17 protein-coding genes and 1 pseudogene are annotated in these 18,610 nt (G+C 71.2%); all 18 read left to right on the forward strand.

Going from position 1 to position 18,610, the window contains the following annotated elements; all coding sequences use genetic code 11:
- The first annotated feature begins 175 nt into the window (after positions 1-175).
- Positions 176-889, forward strand: a complete 714-nt coding sequence (locus tag D7X12_RS42265) for a hypothetical protein (RefSeq protein WP_147443516.1) — start codon at positions 176-178, stop codon at positions 887-889.
- 256 nt (positions 890-1,145) lie between these two features.
- Positions 1,146-1,448: pseudogene (locus D7X12_RS04215) on the forward strand (IS3 family transposase); the annotation flags it as partial.
- 59 nt (positions 1,449-1,507) lie between these two features.
- Positions 1,508-2,671 carry a BMP family lipoprotein gene (locus D7X12_RS04220; protein WP_120623976.1) on the forward strand — a complete coding sequence of 388 codons (1,164 nt, stop codon included), beginning with the start codon at positions 1,508-1,510 and terminating at the stop codon, positions 2,669-2,671.
- Between the two features lie 134 nt (positions 2,672-2,805).
- Positions 2,806-3,774 carry a sigma-54 interaction domain-containing protein gene (locus tag D7X12_RS04225; protein WP_120623977.1) on the forward strand — a complete coding sequence of 323 codons (969 nt, stop codon included), beginning with the start codon at positions 2,806-2,808 and terminating at the stop codon, positions 3,772-3,774.
- 252 nt (positions 3,775-4,026) lie between these two features.
- Positions 4,027-4,617 carry a Pvc16 family protein gene (locus D7X12_RS04230; protein WP_158619957.1) on the forward strand — a complete coding sequence of 197 codons (591 nt, stop codon included), beginning with the start codon at positions 4,027-4,029 and terminating at the stop codon, positions 4,615-4,617.
- An 8-nt stretch (positions 4,618-4,625) separates the two neighbouring features.
- Positions 4,626-5,525 (forward strand): hypothetical protein, encoded by a 900-nt coding sequence (locus D7X12_RS04235; RefSeq protein ID WP_147443517.1) that lies wholly within the window; start codon positions 4,626-4,628, stop codon positions 5,523-5,525.
- 10 nt (positions 5,526-5,535) lie between these two features.
- Positions 5,536-7,491, forward strand: coding sequence for a phage tail sheath family protein (locus D7X12_RS04240; RefSeq protein ID WP_120623980.1), 1,956 nt, complete (start codon positions 5,536-5,538; stop codon positions 7,489-7,491).
- Between the two features lie 19 nt (positions 7,492-7,510).
- On the forward strand, positions 7,511-7,963 hold the full coding sequence (locus D7X12_RS04245; protein WP_120623981.1) for a phage tail protein: 453 nt from the start codon (positions 7,511-7,513) through the stop codon (positions 7,961-7,963).
- Position 7,964: 1 nt separating this feature from the next.
- Positions 7,965-10,769 (forward strand): hypothetical protein, encoded by a 2,805-nt coding sequence (locus D7X12_RS04250; protein WP_120623982.1) that lies wholly within the window; start codon positions 7,965-7,967, stop codon positions 10,767-10,769.
- A 3-nt stretch (positions 10,770-10,772) separates the two neighbouring features.
- Entirely contained in the window at positions 10,773-11,261 is a 489-nt protein-coding gene (locus tag D7X12_RS04255; protein ID WP_120623983.1) for a phage tail protein, read from the forward strand.
- Positions 11,261-11,998: a CIS tube protein gene (locus D7X12_RS04260; RefSeq protein ID WP_120623984.1), complete on the forward strand. Its 738-nt coding sequence runs from the start codon at positions 11,261-11,263 to the stop codon at positions 11,996-11,998. Before D7X12_RS04255 ends, D7X12_RS04260 begins: the two co-directional genes overlap by 1 nt.
- Positions 11,999-12,023: 25 nt before the next feature.
- A complete protein-coding gene (locus D7X12_RS04265; protein ID WP_120611816.1) occupies positions 12,024-12,203 on the forward strand; it encodes a hypothetical protein in 180 nt (59 codons plus the stop codon).
- Between the two features lie 18 nt (positions 12,204-12,221).
- Entirely contained in the window at positions 12,222-13,301 is a 1,080-nt protein-coding gene (locus tag D7X12_RS04270) for a phage late control D family protein (RefSeq protein WP_120623985.1), read from the forward strand.
- The gene (locus D7X12_RS04275) at positions 13,298-14,002 is read left to right on the forward strand and encodes a phage baseplate assembly protein V (RefSeq protein ID WP_120623986.1); all 705 of its coding nucleotides are present in this window, start codon (positions 13,298-13,300) and stop codon (positions 14,000-14,002) included. The genes D7X12_RS04270 and D7X12_RS04275 overlap by 4 nt, the downstream gene beginning before the upstream one ends.
- Positions 14,002-15,549 carry a hypothetical protein gene (locus D7X12_RS04280; RefSeq protein ID WP_120623987.1) on the forward strand — a complete coding sequence of 516 codons (1,548 nt, stop codon included), beginning with the start codon at positions 14,002-14,004 and terminating at the stop codon, positions 15,547-15,549. The genes D7X12_RS04275 and D7X12_RS04280 overlap by 1 nt, the downstream gene beginning before the upstream one ends.
- 4 nt (positions 15,550-15,553) lie before the next feature.
- Entirely contained in the window at positions 15,554-15,946 is a 393-nt protein-coding gene (locus tag D7X12_RS04285; RefSeq protein WP_120623988.1) for a GPW/gp25 family protein, read from the forward strand.
- A gap of 6 nt (positions 15,947-15,952) precedes the next feature.
- Positions 15,953-18,235 carry a baseplate J/gp47 family protein gene (locus D7X12_RS04290; RefSeq protein WP_120623989.1) on the forward strand — a complete coding sequence of 761 codons (2,283 nt, stop codon included), beginning with the start codon at positions 15,953-15,955 and terminating at the stop codon, positions 18,233-18,235.
- Positions 18,236-18,237: 2 nt separating this feature from the next.
- On the forward strand, positions 18,238-18,610 hold a 373-nt coding region (locus D7X12_RS04295), incomplete at its 3' end, for a hypothetical protein (protein ID WP_208718810.1).

An 18,610-nucleotide genomic window follows, 5' to 3' on the forward strand; every position in this document is an offset into this window, starting at 1 on the left:
CCTTCGCGACAGCCTCCTCATCTCGGGTGACACATTCCACTTCTCCTCCACTCCCCCTCCCGATGTTGCGGACTTGCGACACCTCGCAAGTGACGACTCCTGGCGCGTTCTTTCTTGCATCCTCGCGAATCTCCAACAAGGCAGGTTCGACGTTTCACGAAGCCTTATTGGACTGATGCGCGAGAAGCGGGATGCGGAGATATGGAATGCCTGCGCCCACCTATTGTCCTATGCAGCCCCTTATTCTGTCATTCGCGAGTTCGAGGCCGTCGCGGAGAGCCTGCTTGAGCCAGTCAAACACAGCCCACACTCCCGACAGTATTTTTGCGTGATTCTGTCGTGCTCAGCTGGCGTTTGGGGTGTGCCTCATTTGATTCGCCATTACAGGCGGCTGAAGAATCGCGAGGTTGAAAATGACGTCGAATACAATATATCGCAGGTGTTGGAGGTCGAACCAGGACCTATCCTGAGCGGGCCACAAGTGCTGTGGGAATCCAACGGGTTGCCTCCCCCCTTCGAGGAATCCACCCCCGTCTTCCTGGTAGATGACTATCTGAGTCTGATAGAGGAGACCTTTCAGGGACTGGTTTCCAGCCAGAGACTCTACGAGCAAGAGGCGCTCGTCGAAGGGGAGCGATTGAATATCCGAAACGTTGCCCAGCGCCTCCTTGCCCGGGTGCGGACCGGCGCACATCCGGACCGTATCGAGATGGGAAGGATGCTCCTTGAGGCGACCACCGGACTGAATTGCCGCGCGTTCTTCGACGATTCCGGCCGGCTGAAAAACCTCACTGCGGCGACCATCGTCGAGGACTTTCTCGAACGGGGAGACGCTGACAGATACCAGCCAGGCGTCCGCTACTTCTTCGGCCATCGAATTCCAGATTGAGTGCGCCTGATTGCAAGCGCCGCACGGTTGGGCTGCCCGAGACACGTCGGCGCGAGTGGCTCCTCGACATCGACTTCCAGAAGCGCGAAACCTTCGCGTACGCGTGCGCGGCATACGGCCGCATCTTCGAGGCCGGCACCAGCCCCCACGCGCGCCTGGCGCTCGCCGAGGAGTACGCAGCGCGCGCGGCGCCGGCCGACGAGCGGTGCGCCACCCGCCAGCCGACGACGGAGCGGCTGAAGACGTCCAGGACGACGCCTGCTTCCCGGTGGCGTGCCTCTGTCGTCACCTGGGCGTCTCTCGCAGCGGCTACTACGCCTGGGTCATGCGGCCCGAGGCCGAGAGGAAGAAGCGCGACCGCGCGCTCCGCCACGAGGTGGCCGCCATCCACCAGGAGAGTCGTGGCACGTACGGGGCGCCCCGAGTGCATGCGGAGCTGAAGGCACGGGGCCAGCGGGTGGCCCGCAAGCGCGTGGCGCGCCTGCTGCGTCAGCAGGGCCTGCGCGCTCGGAGGCGGCGGAACTTCGTGCGGACCACGGACTCAGCCCACAGCCGCCCGTGACGCTCCACACCCGCTCGGGGAGCCGTTCCTGAAGGCATGGTAGACGTGGCGGTGCCATGAGCCCGCACCGCCGCGTCCTCTGCCTCGCCCTGTGCCTGCTGGCGGCCTCCACCGGCTGCAAGAAGGAAGCCCCCTCCGCGCCCGCCCCCGCGAAGCCTTCCAGCGCCAGCTCCAAGCCCACCATCGGCCTCGTGCTGGGCTTGGGAGGCCGGGGCGACCACGCCTTCAACGACTCCGCGCTGCGCGGACTGGAGCTGTGGGCCGCGGGGCTCCAATACACGCAAGGGGGCTACCAGGAGGCCTCCGCCCCCGACCGCCTGACCTCGATGGGGCCCGACCTGGCCCCGCGCGCGGGGGAATTGGTCCCGCTGGGCATCACGCCCATGGTCCTCCAGAGCCGCGTGGCCGAGGACTACGAGCCCAACCTCCAGCTGCTCGCGGAGCAGCAGGTGTCGCTGGCGATGGGCGTGGGCTTCATGCTGGAGAACGCCGTGGAGCAGGTGGCCCGGAGAAACCCGTCCCTGCCCTTCCTGCTGGTGGACAGCCCGCTGCTGGACGCGAAGGGCCGGGCCCTCTTTCTGCCCAACGTGCGCACCGTCGTCTTCCGCGAGGAGGAGGGCTGCTTCCTCGCGGGCGCCCTGGCGGGCCTCGCGACGAAGACGGGCCGGGTGGGCATGGTGGGCGGCATGGAGATCCCGCTCGTGAAGCGCTACGAGGCCGGCTTCCGCGCGGGCGTGGCCGCGACGAACCCGAAGGCCACGGTGCTCGTCAACTACACCGGCAGCTTCACCGACTTCGCCCTGGGCAAGCAGGTGGGGCAGGACCTGCTGCTCAAGAACACCGACGTCCTCTTCGCCGCCGCGGGCGTGGATGGGCTGGGCGCCATCCAGGCCGTGAAGGAGGCGCGCGACGCGGGACGGTCCGTGTATGTCATTGGCGTGGACTCGGATCCGTCACACCTGGCGCCGCAGGCGGTGCTGTCCGCCGTCCTCAAGCGCGTGGACCTGGTGGTGTACGAGGCCATCCGGGACCAGCGCCAGGGACGCCTCAAGGGCGGCAACCTGTCGCTCGGGCTGAAGGAGGGCGGCGTGGGCCTCGCCCCCGTGCGGCTGGACTTCCCGGGCAAGGCAGAGGCGCTGCGCACGGTGGACGCGCTCCGGGCCCGCATCATCTCCGGCGAGCTGAAGGTGCCCACGTCCCCAGGCACGCCGGGCCCCTGAAGCCCCCCGGCACGGCCCTCTTCAAGGCCCCACCCGAGAATTACCGTTGGCGCTGGCGTTACAGGGAAGACCCCTCATTGCGTGATTCCAGGGGTCACCACTAGCGTACCGTCAGGATTCACGGGGGGTGAAGCATGGTCGACATCCTCGGGCGAAGCCGCATCCATGTCCGGCTGCTGGACATGGTCTCCGCGGCGGCGACCCATGATGTGGAGGTCCTCATCCAGGGGCCCAGTGGCGTGGGCAAGGAGCTGTACGCGCGGCGCATCCATGAGCGGAGCCAGCGGGCCGCGCATGCCTTCATCCCGGTGAACTGCGGCGCGCTGCCCGCGGAGCTCTTCGAGAACGAGCTCTTCGGCCACAGCAGCGGCGCCTTCACCGGCGCGCGGACGCGCACGCAGGGCCTGGTGGCCGAGGCCGAGCACGGCACGCTCTTCCTGGACGAAGTGGACGCGCTGCCCCTCGCCGCGCAGGTGAAGCTGCTGCGCTTCATCCAGCAGAAGGAGTACCGGCCGCTGGGTTCGCCGCGGATGCAGCACTCGGACGTGCGCATCATCGCCGCCACCAACGCGGACCTGCTGGAGGAGGCGCGCGCGGGCCACTTCCGCTTCGACCTCTTCTTCCGCCTGCGCGTGGTGCCGCTGGAGGTGCCGCCCCTGCGCGAGCGCCCGGAGGACATCCCGCCCCTGCTGGAGCACTTCCTCCTGCGCTACGCGGCGGAGTACGGCCGGCCCACCGTCACCTTCTCCGACGCGGCGCTGGAGCGGCTCTACACCTACCCGTGGCCCGGCAACGTGCGCGAGCTGGAGAACTGCGCGCGCTACCTGCTGTGCGCGCACGGAGGGGCCCGGGTGGACATTTCGGACCTGCCCCTGCTGCCGGAACCCAAGCCCGAGCCGGCCCCCGCCGCCGCCGTGCCCACCTCCGCGCGTGAGCCCTTCCAGGAGGCGAAGCGCCGCGTGGTGGACGCCTTCGAGCGCGCCTACTTGCAGGAGTCACTCGTGGCGCACGACGGCAACATCGCCGCCGCGGCCCGAGCGAGCGGCAAGCACCGCCGCGCCTTCTTCGAGCTGATGCGCCGGCACGGCCTCACCGAGCGCTGAAGCCGCCCAGGGGGTGGATGTTTTTGTCCACGCCCCCTTCCCAGACATCACAAGGGGTTGCGCGGGCGGAGGGTGGATGGATTCGCCCACCCCACGCCTCCCCCTCCCCGCGGGGGAGTCCCCAAGCACCCGGAATCACGGTGGTTCTCGCGCTCCTACCCCCTGGTCCGAGTGTTGCTGTGGCCCCTGGACGGTTCGTCCATCCCTTTGGGCAGGGGTGGCGGCGGGCGACGCAAGCGGGGGTTTCCATCAGTGGCGACGTACGCGGCCATTTCCGCAGTGGGGCAGGCGCTCCTCGCGCTGCTGGAACAGTCGTGTCCGAAGCCTGAGTTCGAGAACGCGAAGTTCGAGCTGTACCAGGCCAACGACTTCAAGGCCCCGATGGAGGAGGGCGTGTCCCTCTTCCTCTACCGCGTCGTCCCCAGCACCACCCGCCGCAACCTCACCGGCCGCGAGGACGCGCAAGGACGCCGCACCCGCAGGCCGCTGCCGGTGGACCTCTGCTTCATGCTGACGCCGTGGGCGAAGACGGCCGCCAAGCAGCACCGGCTGCTGGGTTGGAGCATGCGGACGCTGGAGGACACGCCCACCCTCACCGCCAGCTTCCTCAACCACTACGGGCGCCCGGAGACGGACACCTTCCTGCCGGACGAGACGGTGACGTTCGTGCAGGACACCCTCTCCATCCAGGACCTGCTCAACGTCTGGGAGGTGGGCAAGCCCAACCTCCAGGTGTCCGTCACGTACATCGCGCGGATGGTGCTCATCGAGTCCGCCATCTCCGACCCCCAGGGCCCGCCCGTGCAGACGCGCGTCCTCGACCTCGGGAAGCGCACGGAGTGAGGCCGCCCGTGCACAGGCTGGAGGTGCTGTCGCGCGTGACGCCGCTGGGCGTGCGCTTCCGCGACGAGAGCACCGGAGCGCTGGTGGGCGACGGGCTCCAGGTGAGCGCGTTCCCGGAGGGCCAGCCCCGCCTGCGCCGCGCGTCCATCGTCAACCGCTCCGGCGTGCACGTCCTCATGGACCTGCCGGGCCTGCGCGACCTGGAGTACGGCGGCCAGGGCGTGCCCCCCGGCGACGCGGGCGACGCGGCGTGGTGGGCGTCCCTCCCCGCGCGCAAGCCCTTCACCGTGGAGGTGGAGGACGCGATGGGCCGCTTCCTGCCGTGCTCATTCCGCGCGGAGCTGCCCTTCCCCGGCCTCTTCCAGCTCACCTGCCCGGGCCTGCCGCCCGCGCCGCCGCTGTCCGGCCCGCCCGCCGTGCCGCTGTTCTCCGCCCCCACGCGCGTGTCCGGAGGCCCGCTGGCCGTGCTGCGCGCGGAGCTGTGGGACGCGGACGCGCAGGCGCCCGCAGCGTGGGCGTGCGTGGAGGCGACGCCCGCGGGCGGCACCCCGGCGCGCGGCGTGACGGATGCGCAAGGGCGGCTGGCCCTCTTCTTCCCCTACCCCGAACCGGTGGACTTCCCTCCCGGTCCCATCGAGGACCCGGACGCGCTGCCTCCGGGGCCGCCGCTCTTGGAGCAGACGTGGGCGCTCCAGGTGCGCGTCTTCTACGCGCGCCGCACGCCCGTGCCCGCGCGGCCGGACCTCTGCGACACCCTGTCCCAACCCTCCTCGTGGGCCTGGACGGACACGGACAGCTCCGTGGAGCTGCTCGAACCGACGCTGCGATACGGCCAGGAGCTCGTCCTGAAGACCCAGGACGCGCCGCGCTCCCGGCTGTGGATCACCTCCACGGGTTCACTCCCCTAGGAAAAGACCGATGCCCGAATATCTCGCTCCCGGTGTGTTCGTCGAAGAGACCTCGTTCCGTGCCAAGTCCATCGAGGGCGTGAGCACCACCACCACCGGCTTCATCGGGCCCACGCGGTACGGGCCGGTGGACCTGCAGCCGGACCTGGTCACCAGCATGGTGGAGTTCGAGCGCGTCTACGGCAGCCGCCGGCAGCTCGGCTTCAAGGCGGCGGGCACGCTGCACAACTACACCTGGCACGCGGTGCGCGCCTTCTTCGAGGAGGGTGGCAAGCGCCTCTACGTGGGCCGGGTGTTCCGCAAGCAGGCCGGCACGTCCAGGAAGTACGGCGGCTTCGAGTCCACCACCGCGCTCGCCGCCACCAACCCGTCCTATGACGACGGACACGCGCGCGGGCTGCTGGCCGGCGAGGCCGCGGACACCAAGAAGCAGCTCTTCGTCCACGGCCGCTACCCGGGCTCCGCCGGCAACCTGCGCGTGCGCTTCACGCTGCGCGCGGGGCAGAACGTGCTGTCCTTCGAAGGCGGCAAGCCGCGCGTCAGCTCGCTGCAGGAGCGCGACGTGGTGGTGCTGCGCGACTTCACCACCGTCGCGCCCGCCACCCCGGATCCTGGCGCCTTCTACCAGGCGCGTTGGAACGAGCTGAAGCAGGACTGGGACCTGGTGCCCGCCACGGGCACGGCCACGTCGCTGTCCACCCTCGTCGACACGGGCAACCAGCTTCGCATCATCACGGTGTCGGTCGCCGTCCTCCCCACGGATGAACCGGGGTCGTCCCAGGTGTGGGCCGGGCTGGCGCTGGACAAGGTACACGCGCGCGATGGCGCGGAGGACTCGCTGCACGCGCGCTTCTCCATCGACGCCGCGGACCTGGAGCGCAACCGGGACATCCCCATCGTCTTCGCGCCGGGGGCGGACCTGGGGGACGGCCTGGGGATGCTGAGCGCCCTGCTCAAGGCCACGCCCTCGGGGGTGACGCCCACGGTGTCGGACGCGCTGAAGAACCCGGACTCCACCGACCTGCAGCGCACGGTGGAGCTGCTGCTCCAGGGTGGCAACGACGGCGAGCGCCCCACGGCGGACGAGTACCAGGGCGAGCAGGTGGTCAACACCACGCGCAAGACGGGGCTCGTGCAGTTCGAGGACCTGGAGGACATCTCCATCGTCGCGGCGCCGGGCTCCACCTACAACTACGAGGGCGGCTACGCGCTGGACGCCAACAGCATCATCAACCTGCTCATCAGCCACTGCCAGCGGATGCACTACCGCATCGCGGTGCTGGACAGCGGCAACGGGCAGACGCTGGGACAGGTGCGGGCGCAGCGGGCGAAGATCGACTCCAGCTACGCGGCGCTCTACTACCCGTGGGTGAAGGTGTTGGACCCTGTCACCCGGCAGCCCATCTTCCTGCCGCCCAGCGGCTTCGTGGCGGGCATCTACGCGCGCAATGACACCAACCGCGCCGTGTACAAGGCCCCCGCCAACGAGGTGGTGAACCTGGCGCTGGGCTTCGAGTCCAACCTGAGCAAGTCGCAGCAGGAGGTGCTCAACCCCGAGGGCATCAACGCCTTCCGCTACTTCGAGGGGCGCGGCTACCGGCTGTGGGGCGCGCGCACCACCAGCTCCGACCCTGAGTGGAAGTACGTCAACCTGCGCCGCTACTTCGCCTACCTGGAGCGCTCCATCGACAAGGGCACCCAGTGGTCGGTGTTCGAGCCGAACGGCGACCAGCTCTGGGCCAGCGTGCGGCGCACCATCGAGGACTTCCTGCTCAATGAGTGGCAGATGGGCGCGCTGCTCGGTGACAAGCCGGAGAAGGCGTACTTCGTGAAGTGCGACCGCAGCACCATGACCCAGAACGACCTGGATAACGGGCGGCTGGTCTGCCTCATCGGCGTGGCGCCGCTGCGCCCGGCCGAGTTCGTCATCTTCCGCATCGGCCAGTGGACCGGAGACCGGAAGTAACCCCCGGGAGGTTTAGGCAATGGCTGTCCTGAGAGAGCGACCCTATGTGCAGTTCAACTTCCTGGTGGACCTGGGCACGGGTTCCACGGACGGAGCCGACGCCGGCTTCCAGGAAATCTCCAACGTGGGCATGGAAGTCACCGTCGCGGAGTACCGCAACGGCAACGAGAAGGAGAACAGCGTCCGCAAGATTACCGGCCTGAACAAGGCGACGGACGTCACCATGAAGCGGGGCGTGATTGGTTCGCTCACGCTCTACCGGTGGTTGGACCAGCTGCGCAACGGCGACGCCAACGCGCTGCGCACCGTCACCATCCAGTTGCAGAACGAGGACCACACGGCGGTGGTGCAGACGTGGAAGCTCTTGCGTGCGCGCATCATCAAGCACGTGAGCGGCCCCTTCAACGCGAAGGGCACGGACGTGGCGATGGAAGAGCTGACCATCGCGTACGAGCGGCTGGAGATGGAGTGACGTGAGCCGCCCGGCCGCCAGACGCCTCCCCGGCATCCGCTTCGAGGTGCAGGCACCGCCCGTCGAGGACGTGTTGCCGCGCATGGACGTGGCGGCCTTCGTGGGCTTCGCTGCCTCCGGGCCGCTGCACGTGCCCGTGGCGGTGGAGGATCCGGCGGACTTCGAGGCGGTGTTCGGCGAGGCGCCCCTGCTGGCCTGGGACGCCGAGCGCGGAGAGCCGGTGCGGGCGCACCTGGCCTCCGCCGTGCGGGCCTTCTTCCGCAACGGCGGCCGGCGCTGCTGGGTGGTGCGCGTGGCCGGTGCTCAGGCGCGCGCCAACACCTTCCCCGTCCCAGGGGTGCTGCGCTGTTCGGAGGCCGGGGTGGTGACGCCGGGCGTGGCGCGGGCGCGCTCGGAGGGCAGCAGCACCGACGGCGTGCAGGTGTCGGCCACCGTCACCCGCGAGCTGCTGGAGCTGGGCCCGTGGAGCGCCCTGGGCACGGTGGTGCAGTTGGAGGTGACGATGCCCGGAGGCGTGGCGCCGGGCGACCTCTTGCGGCTCACGCTCGGGAACGGAGCGATGGCGCTGCTCGTGCCGGTGGACACCGCGGAGGCGCTGGATGCGATGCAGGCCCTGCCCGCGTCCGGGTCCGTGCCACGGCGGGTGAAGGTGCGCGTGCGCACGTCCCGCGCGCGCTGGTTGCAGACGGGCGTGGGGCTGGGCACGGCCCCCTTCACCGCGAAGTGGACGCGCGGCGAGGGGCCGCCCGTGTCCCTGAACGTGACGGACGTGGAGGACCCCGGCCCGCTGGCCAGCCGCCGCACGCTGACGCTCACGCTGGACACGCCGCCGGAAGCCGCGCCCGCGCCCGGCACTGTGCTGCGCGTGGAGGGCGCCACGCCGGGAGAGCGCTGGCTGGTGGTGGAGTCGCTGGAGCTGGGACATGGCGCAAGCCCCGGCACGGGCACCGTGCGGGTGTCAGGGCTGGCGTCGCGGGTGCTGGTGGCCGCGCCGGAGAACCCCACCGCCCTGTCCGTCGTCTGTGAGCGGCTGACGCTGAACCTGTGGACGCGGCGGGACTCGGAGCAGCCCGCGAGGTTGGACCGGCTGGGGCTGTGCCCCACGCATCCCCGCCACTGGGCCTCGCTGCCCACGGACGTGGAGCGTGCGCGGGATGAGGACGCGGAGGCGCTGCCCGGACGCGCCCCCGAGGTGCGGCTGCCGGAGGACTGGCGCCAGGGCGTGCCCGTGTCGCGCTTCCCGCTCGCGGGGCCGAAGCCGGGGCCGGACGCCGAGGCGTTCTCGTTCCCGCTCGGGCTCACGGACGTGCCCGAAGGGTGGCTCGGCTGCACGCCTCCCCCGGGAGACGCGCTGGAGCGCGACGGGCTCTCGACGTTCAGCGCGGACCTGTTCCTGGACGCGGACGTGCGCGAGACGGGCACGGAGGCGCTGCTCGCGCAGGCGGACTTCCTGCGCTACCAGAGCAGCGAGCCCCGGGCGCTCAAAGGCATCCACTCGCTGCTGGGACGCCAGGACGTCACGCTGGTGGCGGTGCCGGACGCCGTGCACCGCCCGTGGGTCCGCGCGAGCACGCCCCCCCCGCCTGAGCCGCTGCCCGGTGAGGCCCCGGCGGCTCCGGCCTGGGGGACCTTCCTCGACTGCGCGCTCGTCATGCCGGCCGCGCCCACGCCGCTGGTGGCCGACCCGGCGAAGCCCGTGGCCGGACAGGCGTTCACGCTGCGCTGGGCCTCCGTGGCCGGGACGGACCTCGTCTACGTGCTGGAGGAGGCCACGCGCCCGGACTTCAGCGACGCGGTGGAGCTGTACCGAGGCCCCGCGCGGGAGCGCACGCTGTACGGGCGCACCTCGCGGGCCTGGTACTACCGCGTGCGCGTGCAGCAGGGCCCCGTCTCCGGGCCGTACGCGCCGGGCGTGGCCGTCCCCGTGGCGCCCCGGGTGCGGTGGAACCTGGAGCATGTGTCCGCGTACTCGCCGAAGCCGCTGCTCGCGGTGCAGCGCGCGTTGCTGCGGCTGGCGTGCGCCCGGGGGGACGTGCTCGCGGTGCTGGGACTGCCGGAGCACTTCCGCGAGGACGCGGCCATCGCGCACGTGGGCTCCCTCCAGTCGCCGCTGGGTGGCACGTCCGACGTGGTGCCGGCCCTGGGCTTCGCGGAGGAGAACGCGCTGAGCTACGGCGCGCTCTACCACCCGTGGGCGTTCGTCTCCGAGGAGCAGCAGCCCACGGTGCCCTTGCGCATGCCGCCGGAGGGCATGGCGTGCGGCGTGCTGGCCCGGCGCGCGGTGGAGCGCGGCGCGTGGGTGGCCCCGGCCAACGAGCCCTGGCGCGCGGTGGTGGCGCTCACCCCGCCGCTGTCCCGCGAGCGCCTGTTGGATTTGCAGGACGCGCAGGTGAACGTGGTGCGCCAGGAGCCTCGCGCCTTCCTCACGCTGAGCGCGGACACGCTGGCGGTGACGCCAGAGGTGCGGCCCATCAACGTGCGCAGGCTCCTGAGCCTGCTGCGGCGCGCGGCGCTGAAGCTGGGCGCCGCGTATGTCTTTGAGCCCAACGACGCGAGCTTCCACCGGCTGGTGCAGCGCGGCTTCGAGGCGCTGCTCGGGGACCTCTTCGTGCGCGGCGCCTTCGCGGGCCGCACGCGCGAGGGCGCCTTCCAGGTGGTGACGGGCGACGCGCTCAACACGCCCGCGCACATGGAGCAGGGGCGCTTCTTCGTGGACATCAAGGTGGCGCCGTCGCTGCCCCTCACCTTCCTCAACGTGCGGCTCGTGCAGAGCGGCGACCGCGGACTCGTCACGGAGGCGCGCTAGGCCATGGCCAACACGCAGGACGAGACCGTCATCGCCCCCTTCACAGCGTTCGCGTTCGCGGTGGAGATCGAGATCCCCGACGTCGTCACCAAGGCGTGCAGCGCCGCGTTCTCCGAGTGCGATGGCCTGGAGATGACGATGGATGTGAAGACCATCCGCGAGGGCGGCAACAACGGGCGGCAGGTGCGCCTCACCGGCGCGCTCAACTTCGGGCAGCTCACGCTCAAGCGCGGGATGACGGCCAGCTTCGACCTGTGGGACTGGTTCGAGGAAGTGCAGCGCCGGCCCCGGCTGCGCGCCAACGCGGAGGTCATCGTGTTCGCGCCCGGCCCCGCGCAGAAGGAGCGCGCGCGCTTCGTGCTGTCTCGCTGCCTGCCCGTGAAGCTCAAGGCGCCGCCCCTCAACGCCAAGGACGGCATGGTGGCCATCGAGGAGCTGCAAATCGCCTACGAGTCGCTCACCCGCAAGCGGCTGTCCGGAGGAGGCGCGTAATGCCCGAACCCACGCCCCTGGCGAAGGCCGAGCTGCGGCAGTTGGACGCCAACTTCGAGAACGAAATCGAGGGCGACACCTGGGCGAAGGTGCAGTTCAACCCGGAGACGCTCAAGGTCAGCTTCGCCAACCAGGTGCAGACGCCCTCGGGCGGCGGCGACCAGCGCGGCACGCCCGCGCGCCAGTTCGTGGGCGCCGGCACCACCAAGCTCGCCGTGCAGCTCTGGTTCGACGTGACGGGCCAGCCGGAGGGGCAGTCCGGCGCGGTGGACGACGTGCGGCAGCTCACCAAGAAGGTCGCCTTCTTCATCACGCCGAAGAAGGAGGGCGACAAGTTCGTCCCGCCCGCCGTGCGCTTCCTGTGGGGCAGCTTCCAGTTCGACGGCATCATGGAGTCGCTGGAGGAGTCGCTGGAGTTCTTCTCGCCCGAGGGCAAGCCCCTGCGCGCGAGCGTCTCCTTCGGGCTGACGCAGCAGAAGATCACCGCCTTCGTCTTCCGGCCCACGGACGCGCCACCTCCTGGGGCACCGCGCGGCCCCAGCGGCAAGCCTCCGGGCACGTCGCCCATGACGCCCGCGCCCCAGGGCTCCACCGTGCAGGGGCTCGCGGCGGGTCAGGGCAAGGGCGGGGACTGGCAGTCCATCGCGAGCGCCAACGGCATCGAGAACCCGCGCCAGCTGGCGGCGGGGCAGCTCATCGACCTGCAGGTGGGCGTGAACATCGGAGTGAAGCGGTAACCGTCACCGGGGAGGCACACACACCATGGCCGTGGTCATCAACGAGCTGGACATCACCCCCGCGCCGGCACCGGCCGCGCCCGCGTCTTCGGGCTCGGGCGCCGGAGGCGAAGCGCCCTCCACGTCCGGCGTGCAGCAGGCGTCCGACCTGGCCCGTGCCCTGGCCCGTCACCGCGAGCGCGCGTCGCGCGTGCGCGCCCACTGACCTGGAACGCACCCACCCATGGCCGACGGAACCGTCACGAAGCTGCGCACCGCCCAGCCCACCTTCAAGGTGGACGGACAGGAGCAGGCCGCGCTCGGGCTCGGGCTGCTGGAGCTGTGCATCGAGGAGACGGTGCAGGGCCTGTACCGGTGCGAGGTGATGTTCGGCAACCTGGGCCCGCGCGACGGCGGCACGGACTTCCTCTACTTCGACCGGAAGCTCATCGACTTCGGCAAGGCCTTCGAGGTCCGCCTGGGCACCGACGTCCTCTTCGAGGGCCGCATCACCGCGCTGGAGGGCGCCTTCCTGGAGAGCACCCCGCCCGCCCTCACCGTGCTGGTGGAGGACCGGCTCCAGGACCTGCGGATGACGCGGCGGACGGCGACGTACGTGGACGTGACGGACCAGCAGGTGATGGAGCAGCTCGCGGGCAAGCACGGCCTCACCCCCAACGTGAAGGTGACGGGCCCCAAGCACAAGGTGCTGGCGCAGGTGAACCAGAGCGACCTGGCCTTCCTGCGCGAGCGGTGCCGCGCGGTGGACGCGGAGCTGTGGATGCAGGGGCGCACGCTGCACGTGCAGCAGCGTCCGGCGCGCGCGAGCGCTCAAGCCCACAAGCTGGGGCTGGGCAACGAGCTGCGCGAGCTGGTGGTGACGGCGGACCTGGCCACGCAGCGCTCGTCGGTGAAGGTGAGCGGCTGGGACGTGCAGGCCAAGGACGTGCTGGCGAGCGAGGCGGGACCGTCCGCGCTCGGCGCGGAGCTGGGCAGCGACGAGAGCGGCGCGAGCCTGCTGACGTCCTCCAAGCTGGGGGAGCGCAAGGAGACCGTGGTGCACACCGTGCCCTTGAGCAGCGACGAGGCCCGGGCCCACGCGGAGGCGTGCTTCCGGCAGCAGGCCCGCCGCTTCGTCGTGGGACGGGGCACCGCGCAGACGGACGCGAAGCTGCGCGTGGGGGGCCGCGTGGAGTTCGTGGGCGTGGGCCCCCTCTTCAGCGGCAAGTACACGCTGGTGGAGGTGAAGCACCTCTTCGACCGCGCCAAGGGGCTGCGCACGGAGTTCGTCGCCGAGCGGCCCGGCCTGGGGAAGGCGTCATGAACTCCCCCTGGGACCTGCTCACCGACGAGCGCTCCTCCTCCGGGCTGGGGGGTCGCTTCTATGGCCTCTATCCGGCGAAGGTCGTGGACAACCAGGACCCGGAGCGCCAGGGCCGCGTGAAGGTGGCGCTGCCCTGGGCGCCGGATGCGGGCAGCGACCGTTACGAGGCGTGGGCGCGCGTGGCGACGCTGATGGCGGGCGGCGGGCGCGGCACCTGGTTCATCCCGGACCAGGACGACGAGGTGCTCGTCGGCTTCGAGGCCGGGGACGTTCGCCGTCCCTACGTCGTGGGCGCGCTGTGGAACGGCAAGGACGCGCCGCCGGAGTCCATGGACGCGAAGAACGCGAAGAAGGTCATCCACTCGCGCAACGGCGTCGTCATCACGCTGGATGACACCGACGGCCAGGAGACGCTGGAGCTGAAGACGCCCGGCGGACAGACGGTGACGCTGAAGGACGGGCCCGGCTCCGTGGAGGTGAAGGACAGCAACGGCAACTCGGTGAAGCTGGAGGCGAGCGGCGTCACGGTGACGGCGTCCGCGAAGGTCACCGTCAACGCCAGCACCGCCGAAATCTCCGCCGGCATGCTCACCGTCAACGCGGGCATGTCCAAGTTCAGCGGCGTGGTGCAGGCGGACACCATCATCACCAACAGCGTGGTCAGCGCCTCGTACACCCCGGGCGCGGGGAACGTGTGGTGATGGCCACGACCCTGCCCCATCCCGTGCAGTGGGTGACGGCGTCCACGCTCTGGGGGAGCGCGGGCACGGACGCGTCGCGCATGCAGGCGCCCGGCCTCCTCCAGTTCGAGTCCGACCGCTTCATGGAGGAATTGGCGGAGCGGCTCCAGGGCGAGGCGCGGCCGGACCTGCGCGACCTGCTGGCGAAGTACGAGAGCCACCGCGAGCGCTTCCCGGGCGAACCCGCGGACCCGGCGAACACGCCGCTCAAGCTGTACCAGCCCGCGCACGGCCGCTTCTACCTCGTGGCCGCGAGCCTCGTGTGCCGCCTGCCCGGCCTGCCCGACCACGTCGTGGATCCGGCGCGCGGGGAGAAGGCCGGCTTCGTGATGCGCCGCCGGGGCGCGGGCAACACCGAGGAGGCCTGGGTGCTGGACCCGGCCGACGCGAAGAAGCAGCGGCGCGTCTGGGCTCCGCTCACCTCCGCGCAGTCCGCCTTGCTGGCCTCGGGAGAAGAGCTGCTGCCCCTGTTCCCGGTGAACTTCACCGTGGACGGCAAGCGCCGCCGCATGGCCGTGGGGCTCGTCCCCACCTCCAGCCAGGCCACCTTCGAGGCGGCGGGCTCCTTCGAGGCCGCGGATCCGCAGGAGGCGCTGAAGTCCGAGGCCGAGCAGCAGGTGTCGGGCCCCTACGAGCAGCTCAAGCTGTGGAAGCCCCTGCCCGGCGGCACCCCGCAGGCGGACGTCGACGAGCAGGAGGCGAAGCAGCAGGAGGTGTCGCGATACCTGCTGCTGGACTTCGCGTCGCTGCTGTCCACGCGGCTGCCTGGCTTCTGGAGCGCGCTGCCCGGCGACACCACGCCTTCGGGCGCCACCGGCGACCTGTACACGCTGCTCAAGGGCCAGCCCGTGGCCGGCGGCACGACGGCGACGTGGCGCGAGGCCATCCTCTCCGCGTGGGAGCACCGCGCGCAGGTGGCCCAAGGACAGACGGCGGGGCTCACGTTCAACCTGCGCGGCTCGCCGGTGACGGCGGGTGCGCTGCGCGCCGCGCTGCTGAAGGCGGTGGTGACGGGCACGTACACGCTGCCATCGGAGCCGGTGCCGGTGGGCAAGCTCCAGGACCCGGGCGAGACGCGCTACGTGCTGCGGTGCGTGTACCTGCGGCCGGGCTGCGGGCCGCTGTGCCCGCCCGTGGTGAGCGCGCCCACGGAGGATTTCCGGCTGGCGCCCTTCTTCGACCCGGACGCGCCGGGCCGCCCGGTGCGCATCGTGCTGCCGGTGGACACGAGCATCCGGGGCCTGCGCAAGTTCAAGAAGAACGTCGGCTTCGCGCTGTCGTCCGGGCTGCGCAAGCAGATGTCCCGCGTGGGGGACTTGAAGAAGACGATGGACGGGGAGCTCGACGCGGGCACGTCCTTCAACCTGGGCGAGCTGTGCATGTTCTCCATCCCCATCATCACGCTGTGCGCCTTCATGGTGCTGATGATCTTCCTCAGCCTGCTCAACATCATCTTCTGGTGGATGCCCTTCCTGAAGATCTGCCTGCCGAAGGCGAAGGAGGGCTAGCCGCATGGACGCCGGAAAACTGCTGGGCCGGGGACTGAGCTTCCCTCCCCGCGTGGGCCCCGACGGACGCCTCCAGTGGTCCGAGGGCGAGCGCAACGTGCGCGAGTCCATCCAGGTCATCCTCACCACGCAGCAGCGCGAGCGCATCCTGCTGCCCGAGTTCGGCGGCAGCCTGGGCCAGTACCTCTTCGAGCCGAACACCGTGACGACACGGCACCAGATGGCGGAGCGCATCACCCGCGCGCTCGCGCAGTGGGAGCCGAGAATCGCCGTTGAGTCCGTCAGCGTGGAGGAGGACCCCCGGGATGCCCGGACCGCCACCGCCACCATCACCTACAAGCTCGTCGCCACCGGGGCGCGCGAGCGCATCAGCCTGGGCGTCACGCTCGCGGGGTAAGCCACCGTGCCACTCACACTCCCGCCCATCGACGACCGCAAGTACCAGCAGCTGCTGGATGAAGCGCTCGCGCGCATCCCGCTGCACAACCCCGAGTGGACCAACTTCAACAAGTCCGACCCGGGCGTCACGCTGCTGGAGCTGTTCGCCTTCCTCACGGAGAGCCTGCTCTACCGCGCCAACCAGATTCCGGAGCGCAACCGGAAGAAGTTCCTCCAGCTGTTGGGCGTCCCCCTCCAGCCCGCGTCCTCCGCGCGGGGCATGGTGGTGCTGAAGAACGAGCGCGGCGGCACGCCCCAGGCCCTCACCCTCACGGAGGGCGTGGAGGTGCGAGCCGGCCAGGTGCCCTTCCGCACCGAGCGCGGGCTGGATGTCCTGCCCGTGGAGGCGGCCTTCTTCTACAAGCGGCGCGTCGCGCCCGAGGACCGCGTCAAGGCGTACTACGAGCAGCTCTACGCGTCGTTCACCGCCACCCAGCCGCCGCCCGCGCCGCTGGACGCGCTCCAGTTCTATGAGACGACGCCCTTCTCTCCCCGGGGCACCGAGCCCCTGGACCTGGGCACGGTCGCGTTGGACCAGTCCCTCTGGGTGGCGCTGCTCTTGCGCCCCGCCGACAAGAAGCTGCCGAAGGCGCTGAAGCGCGCCCGCGAGGCCATTCAAGGCAAGGTGCTGACGCTGGGCATCGTGCCCGCGGAGACGGCCCACGGGCGGAGACTGCCTCCGGGCGGACAGGCGACGCCCACGGGCGCCGCGGTGCTCCAGTTCCAGCTGCCGCGCCTGCCTCCGGGCGGCGTGCTGCCGGAGGACCCCGCGCTGCGCAACGCGAGCTGGCGCACGCTGGCCACGGCCGAGGTGCCCTCCGCGCCGGTGGTGGTGGACATCCCGCTACCCGCCACCGAGGCGGAGCTGTCGCTGTGGTCGAACCTGGATCCGCTGGAGGCGGGCACGCGCGACTTCCCGCCCGCGCTGGACAACGAGGAGCAGGCCGGGCGCGTGCTCACGTGGCTGCGCATCACCAGCTCCGCGCCCGCGGCCACGCAGCTCTTGTGGACGGGCATCAACGCCGCGCCGGTGACGCAGCGCGAGCGGGTGACGGGCGAGCTGCTGCCCACGGGCACGGGCGAGCCGGACCAGGTGGTGAAGCTCGCGCGTGTACCCGTGGTGCCGGGCTCCGTGCGGCTCACCGTCATCGCGGCCAACGGCACGGTGGACCCGGACTGGACGGAGACGGACGACCTGATGAGCGCGGGGCCGGAGGTCGCGGTGCCGGATCCGCGCCTGCCGCCGGGCTCGAAGCAGCAGGTCCGCGCGCCGGTGAAGGTCTTCACCGTGGACGCGGAGGCCGGCGAGCTGCGCTTCGGTGACGGTGCGCACGGCATGCGTCCGCCGCTCGAGGCCACGCTGCGCGTGGACTACGACCACGGCGAGGGGCGCGCGGGCAACGTGGGGCCGGGCGCCATCACCAGCGGCCCTTCGCTCCCGCCGGGCGTGCAGGTGGAGAACGCGCTGCCCACCTGGGGCGGCGCGGACGCGGAAGGGGTGAGCGAGGGGGAGAAGCACATCTCGCGCTTCCTCCAGCACCGCGACCGGCTGGTGACGGCGCAGGACTTCGAGGCGGTGACGCTGCGCACGCCGGGCATTGCCGTAGGGCGCGTGGAGGTGCTGCCGGCCTTCCATCCCCTGCTGTCGCCCAACGAGCCGGGCGACGCGCCGGGCTCCGTGACGGTGGTGGCCATTCCCCGCTACGAGCCGGATCCGCCGGAGGCGGCCGGGCCCGACACCTTCCTGGATGCCATCGCGTGCTGGCTGGCGCCCCGGCGGCTCGTGACGACGGAGGTGTTCGTGCGCCGGCCCGCCTACCAGCCCGTCTGGGTGACGGTGGGCGTGGACGTCGTCGCGGGCGTGTCCCAGGCCGCGGTGCGCGAGGCGGTGACGCAGGCGCTGCGTGACTTCCTCTCGCCGCTGCCGCCCCCGGGCACCGACCTGCTGGCCTCGCCTTCGAACCGGGGCTGGCCGCTGCGCAAGGCCGTGGTGGCGCTGGAGCTGTCCGCGGTGTGCAGCCGCGTGCCGGGCGTGGCGTGGGTGCGCGGCGTGAAGCTGGGGCTGCCCACGGGCGCGGAGCAGGAGAGCGTGCCGATGCTGGGGCTCTGGCTGCCGAGGCTCGCGGGCGTGTCCGTGGCGGTGGGCGACGCGCCGTCGCTGGATGAGCTGCGCGGCACAGGCCCGGTGCCCACCGGCGCGCAGCGCCCGTTCGTCTCCGTCCCCGTCGTCCCCGAGGAGTGCCGGTAAGCATGGACGCCAACGGCACCCGCTTCCACCTGCTGCTGGGACGCGACGACTGGGGCCGGTGCTCCAGCGGCGGGCATCCCCTCGCCAAGGGCTGGGACGGCGTGTCCGGCACGCCGCCGGACCTGTCCTGGGACGCCGTGCGCGCGGAGGTGTCGCTGCGCGCGGAGCTGTACCAGTTCGTCGCGGGCACGGGAGACCGGCAGCCGAAGCTGGAGGACCGGCGCGGCGCCGCGAGGGACCGCTACGGGAACTTCTATTGGATTGGCGCCGACGGCCGGACGGTGAAGGTGCTCTCCAGCGGCTCGCGGCGCACCACCGACTTCTGGCCCGTGGCACCTGAACCGCTGCCCGCGCCTCGCGGTGGTGGCTTCGGCC

Origin of the sequence: Corallococcus sicarius (assembly GCF_003611735.1) — a bacterium.
GTDB classification, from domain to species: Bacteria; Myxococcota; Myxococcia; order Myxococcales; family Myxococcaceae; genus Corallococcus; species Corallococcus sicarius.

Excerpts from the sequence above, each read along its gene's own strand:
- D7X12_RS42265 (WP_147443516.1), top strand. The coding sequence starts at position 176 with ATGCGCGAGAAGCGGGATGCGGAGATATGGAATGCCTGCGCCCACCTA.
- D7X12_RS04220 (WP_120623976.1), top strand. The coding sequence starts at position 1,508 with ATGAGCCCGCACCGCCGCGTCCTCTGCCTCGCCCTGTGCCTGCTGGCG.
- D7X12_RS04225 (WP_120623977.1), top strand. The coding sequence starts at position 2,806 with ATGGTCGACATCCTCGGGCGAAGCCGCATCCATGTCCGGCTGCTGGAC.
- D7X12_RS04240 (WP_120623980.1), top strand. The coding sequence starts at position 5,536 with ATGCCCGAATATCTCGCTCCCGGTGTGTTCGTCGAAGAGACCTCGTTC.
- D7X12_RS04245 (WP_120623981.1), top strand. The coding sequence starts at position 7,511 with ATGGCTGTCCTGAGAGAGCGACCCTATGTGCAGTTCAACTTCCTGGTG.
- D7X12_RS04255 (WP_120623983.1), top strand. The coding sequence starts at position 10,773 with ATGGCCAACACGCAGGACGAGACCGTCATCGCCCCCTTCACAGCGTTC.
- D7X12_RS04260 (WP_120623984.1), top strand. The coding sequence starts at position 11,261 with ATGCCCGAACCCACGCCCCTGGCGAAGGCCGAGCTGCGGCAGTTGGAC.
- D7X12_RS04265 (WP_120611816.1), top strand. The coding sequence starts at position 12,024 with ATGGCCGTGGTCATCAACGAGCTGGACATCACCCCCGCGCCGGCACCG.
- D7X12_RS04270 (WP_120623985.1), top strand. The coding sequence starts at position 12,222 with ATGGCCGACGGAACCGTCACGAAGCTGCGCACCGCCCAGCCCACCTTC.
- D7X12_RS04275 (WP_120623986.1), top strand. The coding sequence starts at position 13,298 with ATGAACTCCCCCTGGGACCTGCTCACCGACGAGCGCTCCTCCTCCGGG.
- D7X12_RS04280 (WP_120623987.1), top strand. The coding sequence starts at position 14,002 with ATGGCCACGACCCTGCCCCATCCCGTGCAGTGGGTGACGGCGTCCACG.
- D7X12_RS04285 (WP_120623988.1), top strand. The coding sequence starts at position 15,554 with ATGGACGCCGGAAAACTGCTGGGCCGGGGACTGAGCTTCCCTCCCCGC.